The sequence below is a fragment of the Bacillus altaicus genome, assembly GCF_042136375.2.
GTDB lineage: Bacteria > Bacillota > Bacilli > Bacillales > Bacillaceae_G > Bacillus_A > Bacillus_A cereus_U.
The window spans coordinates 2,074,028-2,094,979 of the sequence record NZ_CM143394.1 but is presented as its reverse complement, the minus strand read 5'-3'; the positions used below and the strand labels follow the sequence as shown (position 1 = coordinate 2,094,979).

Genomic DNA, 20,952 nt, shown 5'->3' with positions numbered 1-20,952 from the left:
AACCTCTCTAATGTTATTAACATAACAAAGATAACATAGTTTCTCAAATGATTAGCATATTACTAGTACGTCTATTTACATATTGCTTAAAAAATATTTTTTTCAAATGCTGCCTTTATACAATACAAAGCTGATTTTACAATACTTCTATTATTACTAATTTCAAGATTATGCATAAATATCATACTTTTATTATTATTCTATAAAATTTTGCACTTTTCTTTCATTTGACCCTTCATTTTTAATTTTGTATACTCCCTCTAGTTATATATGTCCGTTACGGAACAATTTCATATAGATGGGAGGAATTTTTCATGCTTCGTTATTCTCTTTTAGTTTTATTAGGAGCGTGTAGTTATGGGGTTTTAGCTATTTTTGTTAAACTTGCATATGCAGAAGGATTTTCACTTGGAGAGGTAATTGGTAGCCAGTATTTGTTCGGTTGGATTATTTTACTTGCTATTACACTTCTATTTTCTAGACATCGTGTTCCACTAAAACAAATGTTAATTTTATTCGTCGCAGGAACGTCTGCAAGTTTTACCGGAATTTTTTACTACGCTTCTTTAAAAACTGTACCAGCTTCTATTGCAATTATACTTTTATTCCAGTTCGTTTGGGTTGGGATTATCATTGAAGCAATTACAACGAAAACATTACCTTCAAGAGAAAAAGTTATTTCAGTAATTTTCTTACTTGCAGGTACATTTTTATCAAGTGGGTTATTAGAAACATCAGCTGGTGATTTCGATACGACTGGAATCATTTTAGGCTTATTATCTGCTGTTACATTTGCAACATACATTTTCGTAAGTGGTAAAGTTGCCGTTGAAGTACCTTCTTTACAACGCGGTGTCCTTTTAATGGCTGGCGCTTTAACTTTAGTCATGATCGTATTCCCGCCAACATTTATTTTTAACGGAGTGATTTCTCAAGGCCTTTGGAAATACGGCTTAGGATTAGGAATATTTAGTATCGTTATTCCGTCCATTGCCTTTACAATCGGTATTCCAAAAATCGGGTCTGGCTTAGCAACCATTCTTGGCGCAGCAGAACTGCCAGTTACAACAATTATGTCTGTATTCGTTTTAAAAGAAGCTGTACTATCTTCACAATGGGTCGGTGTATCACTTATTTTAATCGGTATTGCAATCCCGCAAATTGCATATGCAATGCGTGGACGTTATAAAAAACAGCATACTCATAAAAAAGTTGCAGCATAAAGTGAAACTTTAATCAGTGGGGGTTTTGTTCATCCCCACTGATTATTAGCCTTCACCAATCGGGCATTTATGGGCAGTTGATCTCCCACTTAACTTCTTTGCTTCAGCCGAATTTTGAGGTGGGAGTTTTACTGCCCGTTAATGCGGGATAAACGAGAGAGGATTTTCATTTGAAAATCCTCTCTTTTATTATTGTGTTATATAATGAATACAAATACTTCACTTAAGAAAGAGGGGGATAATAAGTGGCATCCATTCCAAATCAATTAACAGAAAAACTTATTTCCATTCGTCGGCATTTACACGAATATCCAGAACTATCGTACGAAGAATTTGAAACGACAAAAGCAATAAAAAATTGGTTAGAAGAAGCTAATATTACTATTATTGATTCCAATTTAGAAACAGGAGTTATCGCTGAAATTTCTGGTAATAAAAACGGACCGGTTGTAGCGCTTCGTGCTGATATCGATGCCCTTCCTATCCAGGAAGAAACAGACCTTCCATACACTTCAAAAATACAAGGTAAAATGCATGCTTGTGGGCATGATTTTCATACAGCTGCTATATTGGGTGCGGCTTACTTATTAAAAGAAAAAGAAGCTTCTCTTAACGGAACTGTTCGCTTTATATTCCAAGCTGCTGAAGAAAGTGGAAACGGAGCATATAAAGTTGTTGAAGCTGGACATTTAAAGAATGTGCAAGCCGTGTTTGGTATGCATAATAAGCCCGATTTACCAGTAGGTACAATCGGTATTAAAGACGGTCCACTAATGGCTGGAGTAGATCGATTTGAAATTGAAATTCATGGTGTTGGGACACATGCAGCTGTGCCTGATGCCGGCGTCGATCCTATCGTTGCATCATCTCAAATCGTTATGGCACTTCAAACAATTGTAAGCCGAAATATTAGTTCTTCTCATAACGCTGTCGTAAGTGTAACAAACATTCATTCAGGGAATACATGGAACGTTATTCCTGAAAAAGCTACATTAGAAGGAACTGTTCGTACATTCCAAGCTGAAACACGTGAAAAGATTCCGGCATTAATGGAACGTATCATTAAAGGCGTTTCTGATGCACTAGGTGTAAAAACAGAATTTCGATTTTACCCAGGTCCTCCTGCTGTTCAAAACGATAAAGTACTCACTGATCTTTCTATTCAGATTGCAGAGAAAATGAATCTAAACGTTATCTCTCCTACACCATCAATGGCAGGAGAAGATTTTTCTTTTTACCAACAAGAAATACCAGGTTCATTCGTCTTTATGGGAACAAGTGGTACACATGAATGGCATCATCCAGCTTTTACAGTAGATGAAAAAGCATTGCCTATTAGCGCGGAGTATTTCACCTTATTAGCCGAAGGAGCTATTCATCAATTTATTGCAAACAAAAAGCCGTTAAGTTACCCTTAACGGCTTTGCTTATGCTGTTAAATCTCGTTTTATAAATACAGTATAGGAAACCCCTAAAAATACAGCTAAGTATAGAAGAAGCATACAAGAAGCAAATGGGAATGTTACTCCCTCAATAAAGCTTCCACCCTTTAAAAGCCCATATAAATCTGTATTCGCTGGTAATAAATATTTCGCCCATTCATATCTTGCTGCTGGAATTAGCGCTATTCCTCCTGATAAAGCAAGAAATAAAGAAATACCAATTGCACCTCCGCTCGATCTCGTTAAAACAGAAATCATAAAAGCAAATGCAGCATATACAAGAGTTGGTAACCAAGATAAAATATAATATTTACTTGCTTCTACGAAAATATTTTGTTTTATTATATTTCCATTTTGAACGACAAATTCAGTCCAAGCTGGTTGTTGGAATTTATAAATAATCAACCCGCATAATACGGAAAAAATCATATTAAATATAAATAATAATGCCGCAAATATAACGATGGCCAAAAATTTCGATGTTAAAATTTTAAATCTGCTCGCTGGACGAATCGTTAAAAATTTATATGTTCCCCAGCTATATTCATTCGCAAAAATTGTACTCGCATATACGAGAATAAACGGAAGTAAAATAGGAAAAACAATAAAACCAGTATCTCTCATGAAAGAAAGTGGAGAACTACTTGCTGGCGCTGTATTCGTATCTAAATGCTTCATTTTAAGCTGGTATTCCTTTACAAGCTCGTCCCCTGACTTTTCTGTTAAAATATCCTCTTTTTTCATGCCGAGCTTTTTCTCAATTTCTACAGTGCGTTCTGTATAATCCGCTTTCCACCCTTTTGTTTCTGGCTCTAAATACTTTACCGTAACCCATCCTAACCCAATAATTAATACCGCAATAACTGCAAAAGGAATAATCGTTCGCTTTCGCTTAAATATTTTATACAGCTCGTTATAAACTAAATTAAACAATATCTTTTCCCCCTGTTAATTCTAAAAACTGCTCTTCTAGCGTTTTTCTTTCTTCATATACACGATAAACTTGAATGTTTTTCTCCATCAATGTACGAAGAATTTTTGGGATTTCTTCCTCTTTCACGTTTATAATTAATTCGTTTTCTTTTACTAAAACATCGTATTCTAAAACCTCTGCCGCTTTATTCGCATCATCTACACGTATATGTATTTCTTCTGTTTCTTCCTTTTTATCACTTTGAATATTTTGTGTTGCGACATATTCTCCATGCTGAATAATAATAACCCTGTCACACATTAATTCAACTTCTGAGAGTAAGTGACTAGAGACAAGAACAGCTTTTCCTTGTTCATGCGCAATTTTCTTTATGTACATCCGCATTTCATGTATACCACTAGGATCTAATCCGTTCGTTGGTTCGTCTAGTATTAATACATCTGGATTATGTATAAGTGCCTGAGCAATTCCTAAACGCTGTCTCATGCCGAGTGAATATGCTTTTACTTTACGGTCAATTACTTGTCCCATTCCTAATAGTTGCACTACTTCATCGATACGCTCTTCAGTCACATTCCCATTCATTCGTCCGAAATATGTTAAATTTTCATAGCCGCTTAAGAAAGGATAAAATTCTGGTGTCTCAATTACAGCACCAATTTTCGCAGCAGTTTTTTCAAATTGCTGTTTTACAGATTGACCATCAATCCATACTTCTCCTTCTGTCATGCGAATCATTCCGACCATCATTCGCATTAATGTCGTTTTTCCAGCACCATTTGGTCCTAATAAGCCAACTACTTCACCTTTTTTCACTTCAAAACTAATATTTTCTACTAACGTCTTTGAACCAATTCGTTTTGTTAATCGATCAACTTTTACGATCGCTTGCTCGTTTATCATTCCATACAACCTTTCTTCTTAACTCTTTTTTTCAGTTCTTCCCACTGTATCATGATTAATAACATGTGTAAAATGAAGAAAAAGCCATGATTTCTCATGCCTTTCTCCTTGTTTCATATGACTTTTCACCCTTTAACCTTTGTGTAAACCTACAACATTGCCACATTGATATTATAATGACGGTTATCATAACAACTGCTGTTTCCATTACCGCGTACGTCGTAATCGGTACATTTGTTACTCCTTGGATTCCTACTGCTTTCATAAAAATAATAATAAATAATTTCAAAAATAACATACCATGAATTAGCCCGAAAACGAGTGCTCCTCCGCAAATTAATAATTGCTCCTGACATAATAAACATAACATTTCTTTTCTTGTCATATGCATCACTTCATTCGATGTAAACTCCTCTTTTCTTATCTGTAAAAGAGAAGCTGTCATTTTATATGTAATGAAAATACACACGAAAACTACAAATAGAAACATAGCATAAAACCACTTTGCAAATATAGGTGTATATTCCGCTTTACTTATTACAACTTCATTGAATCGGAATGATATCATAAAAAAACAAAGCATTGTATTCATAGCAATCCACATAAATTGTTTCAACCTTTTGGCAGCAAATGTTTGTATATTTTTTCTCGCTAACCGAAATAAAGACATAATTTCCCCCTACCTTGCTTCATAACATACGCATTCTATACTACTAGTGTATAAAAATATGACATTTTAAACATCGCACTACAATCGGAATCTTCACTAAGTCTTTAGTCCTAGAAACCAAGCATATTTACCTCTTTAGCATTGAACAAAAAAACAAAAAACGGAAATGCACTTTAGTTACATTTCCGTTTTTTGTTTAACGAGGTGAATCTTTATATAACTTAATTATCATGACTGCCTTGTAACTTCATCAACTATTCAACCTTCGCATCTTCCACTTCAATCCTTTTCTTCTCTCTTGCAATTTTCAAAAACTCTAACAACTCTGGATTGTTATTCATTTTTTTATAAGCCACTGACATTTCTGCAACAAAATTAGAATCACATAACTCTTTATATACAACTTCTGTTTTATACAATTTATTTGCGGATACAGGTATTACTGTAATTCCAATACCTGCTGCTACAAGCCCCATGACAGTTTGATACTCCGTTGCTTCTTGTACAATGTGCGGACTAAAACCGACATCGCGGCATAGCGATAAAATTGTATCGTATAACGCTGGCCATACTGGTCTCGTAATAAATACGAACGGTTCATCCCTTAAATCTTCGATATGTATTTCGTCCTTTTCAGCAAGTGGATGCGCCTTCGGTAAACATAACGTACACGAAAGTTTTTGAATTGGTTCTAACTCAAGTAATTGCGTTGGGATTGGCGGACGTAAAAATCCAATATCAATTCGATTATCATGAAGTGCATGCACCTGATCCGGTGTTGACAATTCATGTAATGCAACAGACACTCTTGGAAATTTCTTTCTATACTCCCTGACGATTGACGGTAAAATATCATATATCGCCGCACCTACAAAACCAATTGAAAGTGATCCAACTTCTCCCCTTTGAGCACTTTGTGCAACTTCTACTGCTTTTTCAATTTGTTCAAACGCTTTTTTTACTTCTTTTAAAAACATTTCTCCTGCTTCTGTTAATTCAACCTTTCTCTTCGTTCTTGAAAATAACATAACTCCCATTTCTTTTTCTAATTGCTGAATTTGTTGACTAAGCGGTGGTTGTGTCATTTGTAGACGAGCAGCCGCTCGTCCAAAGTGCAATTCCTCTGCCACTACAACAAAATATTGCAAATGCCGTAATTCCATTTTGGACACCCTTTTCATTTTCGATTAATACATCTAATATATTAATAACATATAATTTATATATTAGACAAATATTTCGAATGAACGTATAGTAGAAATTGTGAATTATTTTTTACAATTTTTATAAAAAAAACAAAGAGGTGGTTACTGTATGAAATGGTGGAAGTTAAGCGGACAAATTTTATTATTATTTTGTTTCGCTTGGACAGGTGAATGGATTGCAAAACAGGCACACCTCCCAGTTCCAGGAAGTATAATCGGTATTTTTTTATTATTAATCTCATTAAAATTTAACATAGTGAAAAAAGAATGGATACAAGACGGTGCAGACTTTTTATTAAAAGAACTTATTTTATTTTTCATCCCTTCTGCAGTCGCTGTCATTCGTTACAAAGATACACTATCACAATATGGAATCGATCTCATTTTGATTATCGTGATTAGTACACTTTGTGTCACTCTCGTAACAGGACTTTTAACAGAATTGCTATTAAAGCGGAAAGGATCAACACAATGATTGGCTTTCTTTGTTTACTATTAACACTATTCACATATTGGGTATCTAAAAAAATGTATCAACGCTGGAATTGGAGCTTACTTTCTCCCCTTCTTGTATGCCCAATCATTTTAATTGCTTTATTACTCGGATTAGATACACCATACGAAACCTACGAATCTGGTAGTCATTGGCTAACAGAATTATTAAAACCTGCTACAGTTGCTTTCGCATGGCCAATCTATAAACACTTTAATTTATTAAAAAAACATGGAACGGCCATTTTAATTAATGTCATTGTTGGTTCATTTCTATCGGTTATTACTTCCGCACTATTAGCTGATTTTTTTCAAATTGACTCTACAATAGAACAAAGCTTAGCACCGCACATTGTAACAACACCTATTGCAATGGCTATTTCAGAAATGATTGGCGGCATGTCACAATTAACAGCCGTTTTCGTCGTATTAACTGCCTTAACTGGAGCATTACTCGGTCCTACGCTCATACGCATATGCCGTATTAAAACAGCGCTCGCAAAAGGGATAATGCTAGGTACTAGTGCGAATGGAACCGGAACATCAAAAGCATTTGAAATCGGTCCTGTAGAAGGTACAATTGCAAGTTTATCAATGCTTTTAACAGCTGGAGCTAGTTTAGTTATCGTTCCGCTTTTCTTATCTTGGATACAATAAAAAAGAAAGTGTTTAAACACTTTCTTTTTTATTTGTATATTTATATAACAGATCATAATCTTCCGGAAACGATAAAGATAATTTTTTCACTTCATCTATTTCATGTATTAACTCATCAGGGTCTTGTATTTTCATGTTACCGCCTATTAACTTTACCATATAGTAATGCACATGAACTGGTATCTATATATTATCTCCTTTTTTTACATAAATTGTCTATAACTTCCATTTTATAACCCGTTTCTTCCCACATACTTCACGAACACAACACTCTTCAAGCTCTTCTTGTCCTCCGCTCGGCACAGACCATCGCTTCTCTTCATTTACTTTTCCTTGTAATACCATTAGAAATTCATTCTTTTCATTCATTCATACATATAGCTGCTGTACCAATCCATCTTTTCATCCTATCTCCCCCATACTAAATTTCTATCTTTTTTATATTTATCCTTGAAAAAAGAGGAAAAAAGTAAAAAGATGACGAAAGTTTACATCAACTTCATGAGCAGTCCCTTCTTAGAAATTCAATATGGAAGGATGAAATTATGATTTCTAAATATGTTGTGGAGTGTGTCTTTTGTGAAGAAAACCGAAAACCTCGGCAAGCCATTGTCACAGTGCCTGCTACTTCTCAGCTACTAGCCATTCAAAAAGTACGGGCTGAATGCAAACGCCGCTTTGGAAAAACTTTATTATTGCAAACAGAAATTAAAGAAGAATTACTCTTTGAACAAAAAGAAAGCTGACCATAAATTGGTCAGCTTTCTTATCCGATCATATTTTCACATGAAGATTAGGGGCATCCTCTTTAAGGATCGGGATTTACCCATTATGTGCGTTCCATAATGGTCATCGAACAATATATTTCTATACAATAAACTATTGAATAGAATAGGGCAAAACTTGTTCGCATTTTTAGAAAAGGGATAGGGATATAATTCAAGTAATACTTCGAATACTCGAACTTTACACTCATTATATTAAAGCAAATCTTTTTATATGTGAAATATGAATTACTTACATAATTCATTCGTAAAATATATTAATAGTTTTCTTTACTCTACTAACAACATACATTCAGCTAGTATCGGTGTCATAATAATTGCCACATATTCCCCTCTCCAATATTCCAATTATCTATCATATGCGCACTTCTATACAAACAAAAAGCACCCTAAACGGATGCTCTTTCTACTTTTCTATATTGATACTATGTACTTACTCTTGATTAATCAAAATAACAGCTGGACCAGAAACAACTACTCCGGCCACTTCTATCTTTTCAAATTCCATCACTGTAATAGATATAACCCCTTCTCTTTCCATCAATTCCTTACTCAGGACATCAGTCGGTATCGCTTTCACCGCCCTACCTCCTTTTCATTTTATACAAAATTATAAAAAACTACCCAATGCCTCTAAATATATGCATCACCTCCGCTTTCATTCCTTATTCCAGTCAAAATTCACATCCCCTTTCTATAACATATTGAAAAATAAAAAAGGCACTCGCCAAAGCGAATGCCTTTCCATTATTTACTCTCTAGTACTTTTAACATTCTATTAATAAATGCTGCCGATTCCCCACGTGTTGCAAAACCTTTTGGCATAAACTCATTATTCTCATTCCCTTTTACGATACCTAACCCATAAACACGTTGAACCGCCTGTTTATCATACGCTAAATTTTGATCCGTAAATGGTAATGGAACTAAATTACCTTTAATATTTTTGTATTGCAATGCACGATCAATCATAATGACAGCTTCATCACGTTTAATCGTATCATTCGGAGCAAATATATCATTTCCTCGTCCACTTATAATCCCAGCACTAGCTGCACGATTAATACCATCTACTAACGATGGATGGGCTGTACTTAAATCTTTGAAATTCGATTTCCCCTCTGGTAATTGCAATGATCTTGAAACTAAATTCGCAAATTCACCACGTGTTACAAGACGTTCTGGCCAGTAAGAACCCTTTCCGTCTCCAACCATAATACCTCTTTTATCTAATTCACGAATATCTGCTTCATACCAACCGCCAGTTATATCATCTTTATGATTCGCATCATAATAAGCTTTCGTTCCCTGTAAAAATGGCTCCCACGCATTATTCTTTATCATAATGGCCGGACAATTCTTTCCGCTCCAAAATTGATGTTTTTTCACATTTTCTAAAGGAATATTTAATTCCCCCATTAAATAGGCTGCTAGTTTGCGAGCATTTTCCACAGCTTTATTATAATCACCATCTTGGTTGACAGCAATTTCAATTGCAATTGATTCTCTATTACCAGTTCCATCTGCTCCATCTCCAGCATGCCAACCATTTTCATTTAATGGTAGATGTTGATAAATTTCTTTATCATCTACTGTAAAATGCCAAGATGCTGAACGATCAGTCGTTCCCGTTGCCTGATCATATAAATATAGTGCATGGTTTCTAGCATTTGCTCCAACACTATAATTGTCTGTCTCATGAATCGTAATATATTTTGGCTTCATAGCATAGCCTGGGCGAATACTTTCATTTCCTGTCGGTACAATCATTTCCTTTAATGTTACACCATAAATATCCGCTGTTTTCTCTTCTATTGGTGCAGCATACATAACGGCTGCACGTTTTGTACGTGTTGGCGTTGTGTCTTGAATAAGCGAGGCCTTTGTCCCTTCAAATTTTGATGAAGGTGAATAAATCCATTTCACCTCATTATCTATTTGGACTTGGAACCACTCTCCAACTTGTCCAATTGCAATAATTGTTTGCGGCTGTAATACTTTCTCTTCTTTATAGGAATTAAATGGTGCGGAATATGTAGCTGTCTCTTCATTAATTACTAACTTTTCATTTGATAAGTGATAAACTTCCTTAACCTCTACATTTCCTTCACTACTTTGTATCCACCCAGATCCAGATGATGTTTCAACATAGTAAGCGTTTCCTTTTCGTTTTTCAGCTTTCACTACTTGATTAGAAAGCTGAACACCTGTCGCTTTTTGTAAATCAGCAGAATCATATAAAGATGCTGAACTTATTATATGTACAAGAAAATCTCCTTGCGTTTCATTTGTTATCCCTTTGTTCTCTCCACGCCCATCTTCATCTTTCATATGGTTTTCAATACTTTTTAAAGCTTGCTCTTCAGTTGAAATGGTTACGGTCTTTTCTACTGTGTCAGCATAGGAAAAACTTGGAATCGTTACCATACTAAATACAATTGATGCAGCTAAAACATTATAAAATCCTTTTTTCATACTAATTATTTAACACGCTTATATCTTAATTCGTGTTAACTTCCCTCCCTAATCTAAAAATTTTAAGGCTATCTAGCAAACTTCTAAACTAAATAACCCTTTACAATATAACAAACTCTATCTCATTCGTATAGATAGGAATGACTACTATTTTCCTACTTTTTCTATATTGGAATATAGAAAAGAAGCTATAAAAGATATAGCTTCTCCTCTCACTATTTCAATCTCGTTGTACCTTATACTCTATAACTCTATCATCTTTATCAAATTGCAAAACAAGACATTCACTATCTATAGAAATAAAACCACGTTCATTCCCAAGATAGTACAAAGTGGTAATTCCCTCTTCCCAATTTCTTGTTTCCATAGGGGGCCCTAATAATTTTGTGATTTCTTCGCTTGATTTCCCTATCAATTTATGCTGCTGTAATAGGTCATCTACCATATGTACTCGTTTTTCTTCATAATTTAACCACCGATCCTGATTAAAGTTTGAAGTATATTTATTTATACTTAATTGTACAGTGCATACTATCAATGGAATGAGACCCACGATCATTATAGTGAACAGTTGTTTCTTACCTTTATTACTTCTTGCCGAAACATGTAATATAAACTTTTGAATAATAACTAATAAAATAAAAGGCATTACTACCACAAACATACTCATTACACTCAATGGCACATGAATCATATCAATAACGAAAATAAACGCAATGTACATTAATATATACAAACAAAAATAAATGTACAACATTCCCCACAATATAGCGCTTTTACCTTTCTCCATCCAAATAACACCTTCTTTATCCCACTATTTGCGGGCAGTTAGACTCCCACCTCAAAATTCGGCTGTACAGGGTAGGAGCCGGGTTGCCCATAAAACCCTACTGATTAAAATTTTACTTTATTTTCACTTGGCAACATAATTCATCTGGCCAATCATATCTCTAATCTTTTGTAGTTCTCGTGCTGTATATATTACTTTACTTGTTAAAACTTCATTTCTGAAAAACGTTACAATTTCCTCTCTATCTTTAAATCTCAGCAATTCTTCATTAGAAAGATCAATAACTTCTTTTCCGCTTTCATTTTCAAAATATACAATCGGTTTTACTTTTTCTTTTACAATATCTACTTGCATTTCTTCCAAACAATTATATAAAGTTTGAGATAGTATTTTCGCTTTATACGCTGGATTCCCTTCATTTCTTACTTGCATAGTTAATGAAGTTCCCTCCGTAATAAATTCAAATGTCTCTTCTTTTTCAATTTCATGTTGATACTTACCAATTTCCTCCATCATAAATGAATATACACCAGCATTTTCTCTCGTTAAACCATGAATTAATGTCCCCGTCCATTCTTTCGTCTCAAGTAGATAAATGCCAGTTTTACATAAGATGAGGTGATGGATTCGATTATCATTTATGTCACGTTTATCTCTATATTTATTACTTCTCATAAAAACGTTCGGTATAATATGAAACTCTTCTTCTAGTAATATTCCTTGCTCAACGAAACCTCGCTTCATATAATGTAATGTTTCATGCACATTCACTTCAGCACCATTTTTGGTATATTCTCGTAAATCCGCAATTAAATTTTGAAACATATGTATTTCACTACTATGCTTATCTTGCATTTCACTACGTTCTTTACTATGTTGAACAGCCAATTGATTTTTCATCATACGCATATTTTCAAGTTCTCTAGCTGTATTCACTTGTAAATCATTATATTTTTTCTGTTCCATATTCTTTAAAGTATCCTGTTGTTCTTTATACCCTGTAATCGTAGCTGCAATCTCATTTTCATACGTTTCAATCGCTTGTTTCTTTTCAAACTCTACTTGCTGACTCTCTGATTCTAACTGTTTATTTTTATAAAACAGTACAAACACTACAGCTAATAATATTAAAATCCCACCTATTAGCACATACTCCATATTATTACTCCTCTATTTCATTTCCGATTATTTTTAAACATATACCAATTACATTATACTATGTTATCAATATATATTTTTAATAAAGTGAAACTTTAATTGGTGGGGGTTTTTTCCATCCCCCACTGATTATTAGTTGAACCAATCGGGCTTTTACCGGCATTTGATCTCCCACCTAACTTCCTCACATTCGCCGGATTTCGAGGTGGGAGTCTTACTGCCCGCAAATAGCGGGATAAAAGGCACCTCAGTCGAGATACCCTTTAATTTCACTTTATTGTTCACCATACTGAATATAACTTGAATCATAGTATACCCATTGATTTGCCCCTAAGCAAAGCCATCCATCTTGCCTACTCCATACTCGATATGATTCACCATGATGTAACTGTCTTATAACATTCCCGTTTAATGATGGGGCGTCTCGTAGATTCACATTATCACCAGAAATAATTGCCACATAATGTTTATACTGAATATAACTAGGATCATTATATACCCATTGATTCGTCCCTATGCAAAGCCATCCATCTTGTTCACCCCAAATTTCATATGATTCACCACGATTTAGCTGGCGAATCACACTAGATTGTAAAGTTGGCCCACTTCGCAAATTTACATTATCACCATTAATTACAGCAACTCCGTATACTGGGGTTGCATTATTAGGCGTGGAAACATTACCTCCACCACTTGCTCCATTTCCTTGTAAAGCTTCTAATGAAACAGCTGCTGATACATCACAATTTCCTACACCTGAAATTTGCCCAGAATCTGTGTACTGCCATGCTGTCCACTCTGTCCATCCACCAGCATCAGCAGGCGGTGTACTAGAATATCTGGAAATCCAAAGTGGAATGTCACTTAACCCGTTAATTCCAAATTCATTAATATACCAAACTCCTGTATATAACATTACATCTTTCCCTGTAGCTTGTTTCACATAATTTACGAAACTTCTTGCCCAATTCGATATAGTCGCACCCGTTAAACTACTATTGCTAGTATCCGTTGGCGATTCTAAATCTAAAACAGGAATTAAGTCCGTCTGATTACTCTGTAATATACTCACAAAATATTTCGCTTCTGAAATTGCATCATTTTGTTTTGGGTGCGCAAAATGATATGCACCGATTAATACATTCGCACTTTTCGCAGCTTGTACATTTTGAACGAAAGTAGGGTCAATATAGTTCACACCTTCCGTCGCTTTTGCGTACGCCGCTGGAATGCCAGATGACTTCACAGCATTCCAATTAATGTTTCCTTCCCAATGAGACACATCGATAAACGTAATATTTGAACTGGATCTATTTTGCATATAAAAGCTCCTATCAAATTTTGTTATTCTGTATACAATATGTACAACTCTAGTTAAAGGACACGACAAACCTCTCACATATTTTAAAAATTTTATTATATGCTTTTAATACTTGAGAGAATAGAAAAAAGACCTTGTAATTCTACAAGGCCTGTTGCAAACTCCCTTTATTTTGTAGTAAGTACATATTGTAGTAAAGTCCTTGTTCACTAAGTAGCTCTTGATGTGTTCCTCTTTCTATGATTTCCCCTTCATGCATAACAAATATTTGATCCGCATCTTGGATTGTAGACAATCTGTGTGCAATCGCTATCGTTGTTCTACCTTTTCGCATTTGCTGCAATGCCGTTTGGATAGCCTCCTCTGTTTCTGTATCAATATTTGCCGTCGCTTCATCTAACACTAATACTTTCGGATTAGTTGCTATCGTTCTAGCAAAAGCAATTAATTGCCTTTGACCACTAGAAAATGCAGCTCCTCTCTCGACAACTTCTGTATCATACTGCTCCGATAATTTTTCAATAAACGTATTCGCTTGCACAAATCGCGCTGCTTCTTCTATCTCTTCATCCGTTATCTCTTCATTATACATACGAATGTTTTGCTTTACATTTCCCGCAAATAAAAATGCATCTTGCAGCACAAGACCAATTTTTTTTCGAATTTCTTGTTCTTCAAACTTCTCTAAACCCACTCCGTCTATTACAATATTACCTGATCTAATATTGTAAAATCTCATTAATAAATTCATAATTGTACTCTTACCACTACCAGTGTGTCCGACAAAAGCAACCGTTTGCCCTGGTTTTACGTGAAAAGATACATTTTTTAAAACGTCACGCTTTCCATCATATGAAAAAGTAACATCTTTAAACTGAATTTCCCCGTTAACTACTCGTGGATTTTCACTCCCCATTTGAACAGGAGCTAAATCTTTATCATCCATTAAATGAAATACACGCGATGATGAAACGAGCGCTTGTTGGAAGAAAGATAGTTTCATCATCATCTCGTTTACCGGCTGGAAGAAGCGATGAATATAGTTAACGAAAGCATATAAAACCCCTACTTCAACAGGACTCTTTAAAGCGTCAATTCCAAATAAACCAAGAACTAACGCAATTGCTACAATATGAACAAGATCTGTCGCTGGACGTAAAAGTAATGCATCTAATTTCAATGTACGACGTCCAGCACTATAATGCTTATTGTTCACTTCTTCAAACTCTTTTCTCATCCGCTTTTCTTGCCGGAACACTTGAACAATATTCATCCCTTGAATGGACTCATTTAACTTTGCATTTAATACACTTAGTTGATTACGTACCTCTAAATAAAAAGCTGCACTTTTCCGGCGATACAGTACCATAATCGCAAACATAATTGGAATTAATATGAGAGAAAATAGCGCTAATTTTACATCTAGTAAAAACATCGCTACTAAAATCCCCACTAAAAAGACTACATTTTTCACGAATGTTGATAGTACACTAACATAAAAATCCTTAATCGCTTCCGTATCATTCGTTATACGAGATACGAGCGTACCAATCGGCGTACGATCAAAGAAGCTTAATGATAACTTTTGAACATGTTCATACACTTCAACTCGCATATCTTGAACAATCTTAAAAGCGATATTTTGAAAGTACAATAAGTCTAAATACGTAAATAATACTTTTAATAAGTGAGCAATAATATACACTACAAATAGAGTAACAAGTGCTGATTGTTCAAAGTTACGTGGTACTAAGTGTTCATCAAGAAATTGTTTAATTAAAAAAGGACCCATCATTTCAGCTACAGTTGCACCAACTAGAAATAAAAAAGCTAACGCTAATAACCCTTTATATGGTCTCATATAAGAAAGCAATCTCCTTAAATCACTCTGCTTTTTCTCAGCCATCATACGCCTCCTTTCTCTACCAGTTCCTCTAACTGCTGGCTTTCATACATTTCTTTATACCAACCATTTTCGTTCATTAGTTGTTCATGTGTTCCTCGCTGCATAATCTTACCCTCATCAATAACAAGAATAAGATTTGCATGCTGAATCGCACTTAAACGATGTGCAGTAATAATCGTCGTTTTTTCTGCTCTTTCTCGTTTCAATGCAGTTAATATAGTTTCCTCTGTTTTTGCATCTACAGCTGATAAACAATCATCTAAAATTAAAATTTCAGCATTCGTTAATAACGCACGTGCAATTGAAATCCGCTGTTTTTGGCCTCCTGATAGCGAAACTCCTCTTTCACCTACTACCGTGTCATATCCTTCCGGAAATTGAGTAATATCATTATGAATACAAGCAATCTCAGCAGCCCTGCTAATTTCTTTATATGTGGCATCGGCCTTTCCAAAAGCAATGTTCTCCCCAATACTCGCTGAAAATAAAAAATGATCTTGCGGTACGTATGAAATTGCAGAGCGTACACCGTGAAGTGTTAAATCTCGAATATCCCGCTCACCAACTTTTAATTCACCATTAAAGTGGTCATACTCGCGAATTAAACATTTTAATAACGTCGTCTTCCCTGCACCGGTACGCCCTACAATTCCTAACGTTTCACCTTTTCTTAAGTTAAAGTAAATATCTTTTAAGTTTAATAGTTCATTCTTTTTATAAGAAAACGAATCAACTGCAAACGAAAGATCACCACTTGCTATAGCATGTATAGCATTTTCCTTATTCACTACATCCGAAGTTTGTGAAAGTATTTTCTCCACACGATCATACGAAGCACGTCCACGCTCCATAATATTAAATAGCCATCCAAAAGCTAACATTGGCCATACAAGAGTCCCTAAGTATGTTGTAAATGTTACTAATTCTCCTACAGTTAATTCGCCCCGTACAACTAATAATGATCCGTAACAAATTGCGATTAAAAATGAAAATCCGACAATTAGAGCAATCGTTGGATCAAATAACGAGTCAATACGTGCGACTAACATATTTTTATGTACGACATCTTCCGATTTCTTCCGAAACGATTGTAGATCCTCTTTCTCTTGTCCAAGTGAGCGAATTACCTTCATCCCACTCATACTTTCTTGTACTTTATCATTGATTTCAGAAAACGATTGCTGTGCTTTATGAAATCTTCTATGCAATAAAGTTCCATAATAATTTGTAGAAATAGCTACAATTGGCATCGGAATTAAACTTAATAACGTTAACTTCCAGCTAATTGTAAACCCCATCGCTACGAGTACACATCCTCCAACAGCTAATGAATCAACGAGTGTTAACACACCTGACCCAGCAGTTTGCTGAATCGCCTGAATGTCATTTGTCGCATGCGCCATCAAATCGCCCGTACGACGTGATTGATAAAAAGATGGGCTCATCTTTGTAAAATGTTCATATAAATTCTTTCGCAGTTGACGAGCTAGTTTTAAAGAAGATCCAAAAATCATAATACGCCATAAGTAACGTAATATATACATCATCATTCCTACAACTACTAATAAAATAACCCAGTTCAACAATTTTTCAGACGTTAATGTTCCATTATTAATTTCATCTACTACAATTCCTAGTACCCTTGGCGCTACAAGTTCAAGAAGCGCGACACCAAATAACATAATAATTCCAATTATGTACGCTCGTTTTTCTTGTTTAAAAAACCAAGCTAAATTTAAAAATACTTTCATATTTATCCTCCTCTCTTAAAATGAGCGATATTTTCAGTTTATCAAAAATGCAGAATTTTTAAAAGTTTTAAATACCTTTTATATCCAAAAGAAAAGGGCACTCGGTAAGAGTGCCCTTTTGCGCTTATTTTGTTTGTTGCTTGTTCATCGCGCTCATCATTTGATTGATTTTCTTTTGGGAAGGTTTTTGTCCCATTTGCATCATCATCATTTTTAACATTTGTTCGTTAATTGGTGGATTTTTTTGTAAGTAATTCATCATATATTTGCGGGCAATGAAAAATCCTAACGCCACGCCTGCTACTAGTGCTACTACGCCCACTAGAATACCTAACCACATTGGCATATCTTTTCCTCCTTCATGTTGTCTACCTTACAGTGTACTAAAACCTTTTCAATAAGACAAGATACTATTCGACATTTTTTACACATATGTTCGTACTTGTTTGAGAGGATTTAACCATCCGTACTTTTTATTTTCATAATCCATCGCTAAAAATGTTAACTCACACTTTCTAAGCACCTCAAAGAAAGTTGTTTCCATGGATACATTTCCAGAAGTATTCATTCGAATATATTGTGGTTTCACCATTATTTCGCCATATTCGGCTCCTGTATAGAGCGTATGAGTATGATGTGTTCTTTCATATTTGCCAAGAACATGCAAAGCTTGTTCTAATTTATGATGAAGTTTCATTACTTGTAACGGCATCGTAATATACGTCATTTGTTTATATAATACTTTCTTCTCCGAAAGGGACCCAGATTCTGAAAATCGAGCAAATAAATCAAAAAACAAATATTCACGACCAAAGTAAGCTTTCGCAATATCCTCTTGAATTAAATACAATTCATACGTTTTCATTTTTTCCCTCCCGATCTGGACAACCTTTTCCCTACATTATATAAGAGAAAATTTGCAATGATTGTCTGACTACGGAGAGAGAAAAAACTTTTCCTGTCGAAAAAACTCAATTACATAGAAAAATCTCCCCATGCTGGAGAGATTTTTCTAAAATCATTAAAGTATTTCTTTTACTTTACGAACAACGTTCTCTACAGTAAATCCATACTCTTCCATAATTTTCTCACCAGGAGCAGAAGCACCGAATGTGTCGATACCTAGTACATCTCCATCAAGACCTACGTAACGGTGCCATCCCATTGTAGCACCCATTTCAATTGCGAAACGTTTCGTTACTGCTTTTGGTAGTACAGATTCTTTGTACTCAGCAGTTTGAGCTTCAAAGCGATCCATAGATGGCATGCTAACAACAGCTGCATCAACGCCGTCTGCTGCTAAAGCTTTTTGCGCTTCGATTGCTAAGCTTACTTCAGATCCAGTTGCAAGTAGGATTACATCAGCCGTTTCTTTCTTGCTTGTAGAAACTACATATGCACCTTTTGCTACTTTTTCATAAGTATCGTCTTTTGCACCTTCTAATGTTGGAAGATCTTGACGAGTTAACACTAATGCAGTTGGTGTTTTTGTAGATTCTAAAGCTAATCTCCAAGCTGCAACAGATTCGTTACCGTCAGCTGGACGAAGAACAGAAACGTTTGGCATTGCACGAAGTGCCGCTAATTGTTCAACCGGCTCATGCGTTGGACCATCTTCACCAACAGCGATACTATCATGTGTGAATACATACGTTACAGGCAATTGCATTAATGCTGCAAGGCGAATTGCTGGACGTAAGTAGTCAGAGAATACGAAGAACGTACCACCGTAAGTTTTTAAACCGCCATGTAGTGCAATACCGTTCATTGCTGCACCCATCGCAAACTCACGAACACCGTACCAAATGTTTTTACCGCTGTAATCAGCTCTTGTGAAGTCTTTTTCGTTATTCATGTATGTTTTGTTAGAACCAGCAAGGTCAGCTGATCCACCAAAGAATGATGGTACAGACTCTGCAATAGCATTAATTACAGCACCTGAAGAATTACGTGTTGCTGCTTTTGATCCTAATTCATAAGTTGGTAAACTTTGTTCCCAACCTTCTGGAAGAAGACCATTCATTGCTGTTTGCAGCTCGTTTGCTAATTCTGGATATGCTTGTGCATATTCACCAAGCATCGTGTTCCATGCAGCTTGTGCAGTCTCGCCAGCATCTTGTACCGTTTTACGGAAGTTGTCATATACTTCTTCTGCTACATGGAAATCTTGTTGAGCAGTCCAAGCATATGCTTCTTTCGTTAATTTTGTTTCGTCTACACCAAGCGGAGAACCATGTGAAGCTGATTTTCCTGATTTGTTTGGAGAACCGAAACCAATTGTCGTTCTTACTTCAATTAGCGTTGGGCGTTTTTCGTCAGCTTTCGCTTCTTCAATTGCTTTTGCAATTGCTTCAATATCATTTCCATCCTCAACACGGATAACTTGCCAGCCGTATGCTGTATAACGATCTTCTACACTTTCAGAGAATGAACGATTTAAATCGCCATCTAAAGAAATGTCATTAGAATCGTATAACACTACAAGACGACCTAATTGTAAATGAGCAGCTAATGAAGATGCTTCAGCAGAAACGCCTTCCATTAAATCGCCATCACCACAAATAGCGTATGTATGATGATCTACTACATTGTACGCATCACGGTTATACTTTGCTGCTAAATGTCTTTCAGCCATCGCCATACCAACAGCTGTTGCAATACCTTGTCCAAGTGGACCAGTTGTTGCATCTACACCTGCTGTGTGACCATACTCAGGATGTCCTGGAGTTTTGCTTCCCCATTGACGGAAGTTCTTTAAATCATCCATTGTTAAGTCATAACCAGATAGATGAAGTAGGCTGTATAGTAACATTGAGCCATGACCTGCAGATAATACGAAACGATCGCGGTTAAACCACGTTGGGTTATTTGGATTGTGTTTCATAAATTGAGTCCATAATGTATAAGCCATTGGTGCTGCACCCATTGGCATTCCTGGGTGACCAGAGTTTGCTTTTTCAATCGCATCAATGGATAATGTGCGAATCGTGTTGATAGAAAGTTGTTCGATTGAATGTGACATGCTATTCTTCCCTTCGCGTATGTTAGTAAACGTTTTATACATTTATATGATAGCTTCCCACGCAAAATTATACAACATGTATCGACAAATATGTTGATGTTTTTTTGATTTTTTATAAAAAAAACAGTGATTCAGGGAATGTATGGGCATTCAATATGACATACTTTTTAATTGTTTTTATTTTAAAAATAAAGATAATTATCTGTATATTTATACAA

19 protein-coding genes and 1 pseudogene are annotated in these 20,952 nt (G+C 35.4%); 5 read left to right on the top strand and 15 right to left on the bottom strand.

The window, feature by feature from the left end:
* Positions 1–314 precede the first annotated feature (314 nt).
* Together ACE38F_RS11010 and ACE38F_RS11005 are read left to right on the top strand one after the other, a co-directional pair.
* The gene (locus tag ACE38F_RS11010) at positions 315–1,223 is read left to right on the top strand and encodes an EamA family transporter (RefSeq protein WP_215553839.1); all 909 of its coding nucleotides are present in this window, start codon (positions 315–317) and stop codon (positions 1,221–1,223) included.
* A 245-nt stretch (positions 1,224–1,468) separates the two neighbouring features.
* Positions 1,469–2,641 carry a M20 peptidase aminoacylase family protein gene (locus ACE38F_RS11005; RefSeq protein WP_375370900.1) on the top strand — a complete coding sequence of 391 codons (1,173 nt, stop codon included), beginning with the start codon at positions 1,469–1,471 and terminating at the stop codon, positions 2,639–2,641.
* A 9-nt stretch (positions 2,642–2,650) separates the two neighbouring features.
* Here ACE38F_RS11005 and ACE38F_RS11000 read toward each other — a convergent pair whose 3' ends face one another.
* The 4 genes from ACE38F_RS11000 to alsR form a co-directional block, all read right to left on the bottom strand.
* The gene (locus ACE38F_RS11000; RefSeq protein WP_215553841.1) at positions 2,651–3,598 is read right to left on the bottom strand and encodes an ABC transporter permease; all 948 of its coding nucleotides are present in this window, start codon (positions 3,596–3,598) and stop codon (positions 2,651–2,653) included.
* On the bottom strand, positions 3,591–4,502 hold the full coding sequence (locus tag ACE38F_RS10995) for an ABC transporter ATP-binding protein (protein ID WP_215553842.1): 912 nt from the start codon (positions 4,500–4,502) through the stop codon (positions 3,591–3,593). The genes ACE38F_RS11000 and ACE38F_RS10995 overlap by 8 nt, the downstream gene beginning before the upstream one ends.
* 94 nt (positions 4,503–4,596) lie before the next feature.
* Positions 4,597–5,172: an FtsX-like permease family protein gene (locus ACE38F_RS10990; RefSeq protein ID WP_375370901.1), complete on the bottom strand. Its 576-nt coding sequence runs from the start codon at positions 5,170–5,172 to the stop codon at positions 4,597–4,599.
* Positions 5,173–5,426: 254 nt separating this feature from the next.
* On the bottom strand, positions 5,427–6,335 hold the full coding sequence (gene alsR / locus ACE38F_RS10985) for an acetoin biosynthesis transcriptional regulator AlsR (RefSeq protein WP_375370902.1): 909 nt from the start codon (positions 6,333–6,335) through the stop codon (positions 5,427–5,429).
* Positions 6,336–6,486: 151 nt separating this feature from the next.
* On the opposite strand from alsR, the gene ACE38F_RS10980 reads away from it, so the two are divergent.
* On the top strand, positions 6,487–6,852 hold the full coding sequence (locus tag ACE38F_RS10980; protein WP_000872360.1) for a CidA/LrgA family holin-like protein: 366 nt from the start codon (positions 6,487–6,489) through the stop codon (positions 6,850–6,852).
* Positions 6,849–7,526 carry an LrgB family protein gene (locus ACE38F_RS10975; RefSeq protein WP_002111197.1) on the top strand — a complete coding sequence of 226 codons (678 nt, stop codon included), beginning with the start codon at positions 6,849–6,851 and terminating at the stop codon, positions 7,524–7,526. Before ACE38F_RS10980 ends, ACE38F_RS10975 begins: the two co-directional genes overlap by 4 nt.
* A 12-nt stretch (positions 7,527–7,538) precedes the next feature.
* Here ACE38F_RS10975 and ACE38F_RS10970 read toward each other — a convergent pair.
* A pseudogene (locus tag ACE38F_RS10970) lies at positions 7,539–7,932 on the bottom strand (NUDIX hydrolase).
* Between the two features lie 139 nt (positions 7,933–8,071).
* On the opposite strand from ACE38F_RS10970, the gene ACE38F_RS10965 reads away from it, so the two are divergent.
* The gene (locus ACE38F_RS10965) at positions 8,072–8,272 is read left to right on the top strand and encodes a DUF3903 domain-containing protein (protein WP_002121502.1); all 201 of its coding nucleotides are present in this window, start codon (positions 8,072–8,074) and stop codon (positions 8,270–8,272) included.
* A gap of 472 nt (positions 8,273–8,744) precedes the next feature.
* Here the strand turns inward: ACE38F_RS10965 and ACE38F_RS10960 are convergent, their stop codons facing one another.
* The 10 genes from ACE38F_RS10960 to tkt all read right to left on the bottom strand — a co-directional run bounded on the left by ACE38F_RS10960 (position 8,745) and on the right by tkt (position 20,734).
* On the bottom strand, positions 8,745–8,891 hold the full coding sequence (locus ACE38F_RS10960; protein ID WP_002111200.1) for a BC1881 family protein: 147 nt from the start codon (positions 8,889–8,891) through the stop codon (positions 8,745–8,747).
* 167 nt (positions 8,892–9,058) lie between these two features.
* Complete coding sequence (locus ACE38F_RS10955) at positions 9,059–10,786, bottom strand: S-layer homology domain-containing protein (RefSeq protein WP_375370903.1); 1,728 nt, start codon at positions 10,784–10,786, stop codon at positions 9,059–9,061.
* A 220-nt stretch (positions 10,787–11,006) separates the two neighbouring features.
* A complete protein-coding gene (locus tag ACE38F_RS10950) occupies positions 11,007–11,576 on the bottom strand; it encodes a hypothetical protein (RefSeq protein WP_375370904.1) in 570 nt (189 codons plus the stop codon).
* Positions 11,577–11,699: 123 nt separating this feature from the next.
* On the bottom strand, positions 11,700–12,734 hold the full coding sequence (locus ACE38F_RS10945; RefSeq protein ID WP_375370905.1) for a nuclease-related domain-containing protein: 1,035 nt from the start codon (positions 12,732–12,734) through the stop codon (positions 11,700–11,702).
* A gap of 274 nt (positions 12,735–13,008) precedes the next feature.
* Complete coding sequence (locus ACE38F_RS10940) at positions 13,009–14,055, bottom strand: GH25 family lysozyme (protein ID WP_375370906.1); 1,047 nt, start codon at positions 14,053–14,055, stop codon at positions 13,009–13,011.
* A 142-nt stretch (positions 14,056–14,197) separates the two neighbouring features.
* Positions 14,198–15,961, bottom strand: a complete 1,764-nt coding sequence (locus ACE38F_RS10935) for an ABC transporter ATP-binding protein (protein ID WP_341306092.1) — start codon at positions 15,959–15,961, stop codon at positions 14,198–14,200.
* A complete protein-coding gene (locus ACE38F_RS10930) occupies positions 15,961–17,712 on the bottom strand; it encodes an ABC transporter transmembrane domain-containing protein (protein ID WP_375370907.1) in 1,752 nt (583 codons plus the stop codon). The genes ACE38F_RS10935 and ACE38F_RS10930 overlap by 1 nt, the downstream gene beginning before the upstream one ends.
* A 124-nt stretch (positions 17,713–17,836) precedes the next feature.
* A complete protein-coding gene (locus ACE38F_RS10925; protein WP_001132292.1) occupies positions 17,837–18,058 on the bottom strand; it encodes a YneF family protein in 222 nt (73 codons plus the stop codon).
* 78 nt (positions 18,059–18,136) lie between these two features.
* Entirely contained in the window at positions 18,137–18,577 is a 441-nt protein-coding gene (gene sirA, locus ACE38F_RS10920) for a sporulation inhibitor of replication protein SirA (RefSeq protein WP_002160871.1), read from the bottom strand.
* 156 nt (positions 18,578–18,733) lie between these two features.
* Positions 18,734–20,734, bottom strand: a complete 2,001-nt coding sequence (gene tkt, locus ACE38F_RS10915) for a transketolase (RefSeq protein WP_375370908.1) — start codon at positions 20,732–20,734, stop codon at positions 18,734–18,736.
* Positions 20,735–20,952: the final 218 nt, after the last annotated feature.

Coding starts and splice junctions, on each gene's coding strand:
- ACE38F_RS11010 (WP_215553839.1), top strand. CDS start 315: ATGCTTCGTTATTCTCTTTTAGTTTTATTAGGAGCGTGTAGTTATGGG.
- ACE38F_RS10995 (WP_215553842.1), bottom strand. CDS start 4,502: ATGATAAACGAGCAAGCGATCGTAAAAGTTGATCGATTAACAAAACGA.
- ACE38F_RS10990 (WP_375370901.1), bottom strand. CDS start 5,172: ATGTCTTTATTTCGGTTAGCGAGAAAAAATATACAAACATTTGCTGCC.
- alsR (WP_375370902.1), bottom strand. CDS start 6,335: ATGGAATTACGGCATTTGCAATATTTTGTTGTAGTGGCAGAGGAATTG.
- ACE38F_RS10980 (WP_000872360.1), top strand. CDS start 6,487: ATGAAATGGTGGAAGTTAAGCGGACAAATTTTATTATTATTTTGTTTC.
- ACE38F_RS10975 (WP_002111197.1), top strand. CDS start 6,849: ATGATTGGCTTTCTTTGTTTACTATTAACACTATTCACATATTGGGTA.
- ACE38F_RS10965 (WP_002121502.1), top strand. CDS start 8,072: ATGATTTCTAAATATGTTGTGGAGTGTGTCTTTTGTGAAGAAAACCGA.
- ACE38F_RS10955 (WP_375370903.1), bottom strand. CDS start 10,786: ATGAAAAAAGGATTTTATAATGTTTTAGCTGCATCAATTGTATTTAGT.
- ACE38F_RS10950 (WP_375370904.1), bottom strand. CDS start 11,576: ATGGAGAAAGGTAAAAGCGCTATATTGTGGGGAATGTTGTACATTTAT.
- ACE38F_RS10945 (WP_375370905.1), bottom strand. CDS start 12,734: ATGGAGTATGTGCTAATAGGTGGGATTTTAATATTATTAGCTGTAGTG.
- ACE38F_RS10940 (WP_375370906.1), bottom strand. CDS start 14,055: ATGCAAAATAGATCCAGTTCAAATATTACGTTTATCGATGTGTCTCAT.
- ACE38F_RS10935 (WP_341306092.1), bottom strand. CDS start 15,961: ATGGCTGAGAAAAAGCAGAGTGATTTAAGGAGATTGCTTTCTTATATG.
- ACE38F_RS10930 (WP_375370907.1), bottom strand. CDS start 17,712: ATGAAAGTATTTTTAAATTTAGCTTGGTTTTTTAAACAAGAAAAACGA.
- ACE38F_RS10925 (WP_001132292.1), bottom strand. CDS start 18,058: ATGCCAATGTGGTTAGGTATTCTAGTGGGCGTAGTAGCACTAGTAGCA.
- sirA (WP_002160871.1), bottom strand. CDS start 18,577: ATGAAAACGTATGAATTGTATTTAATTCAAGAGGATATTGCGAAAGCT.
- tkt (WP_375370908.1), bottom strand. CDS start 20,734: ATGTCACATTCAATCGAACAACTTTCTATCAACACGATTCGCACATTA.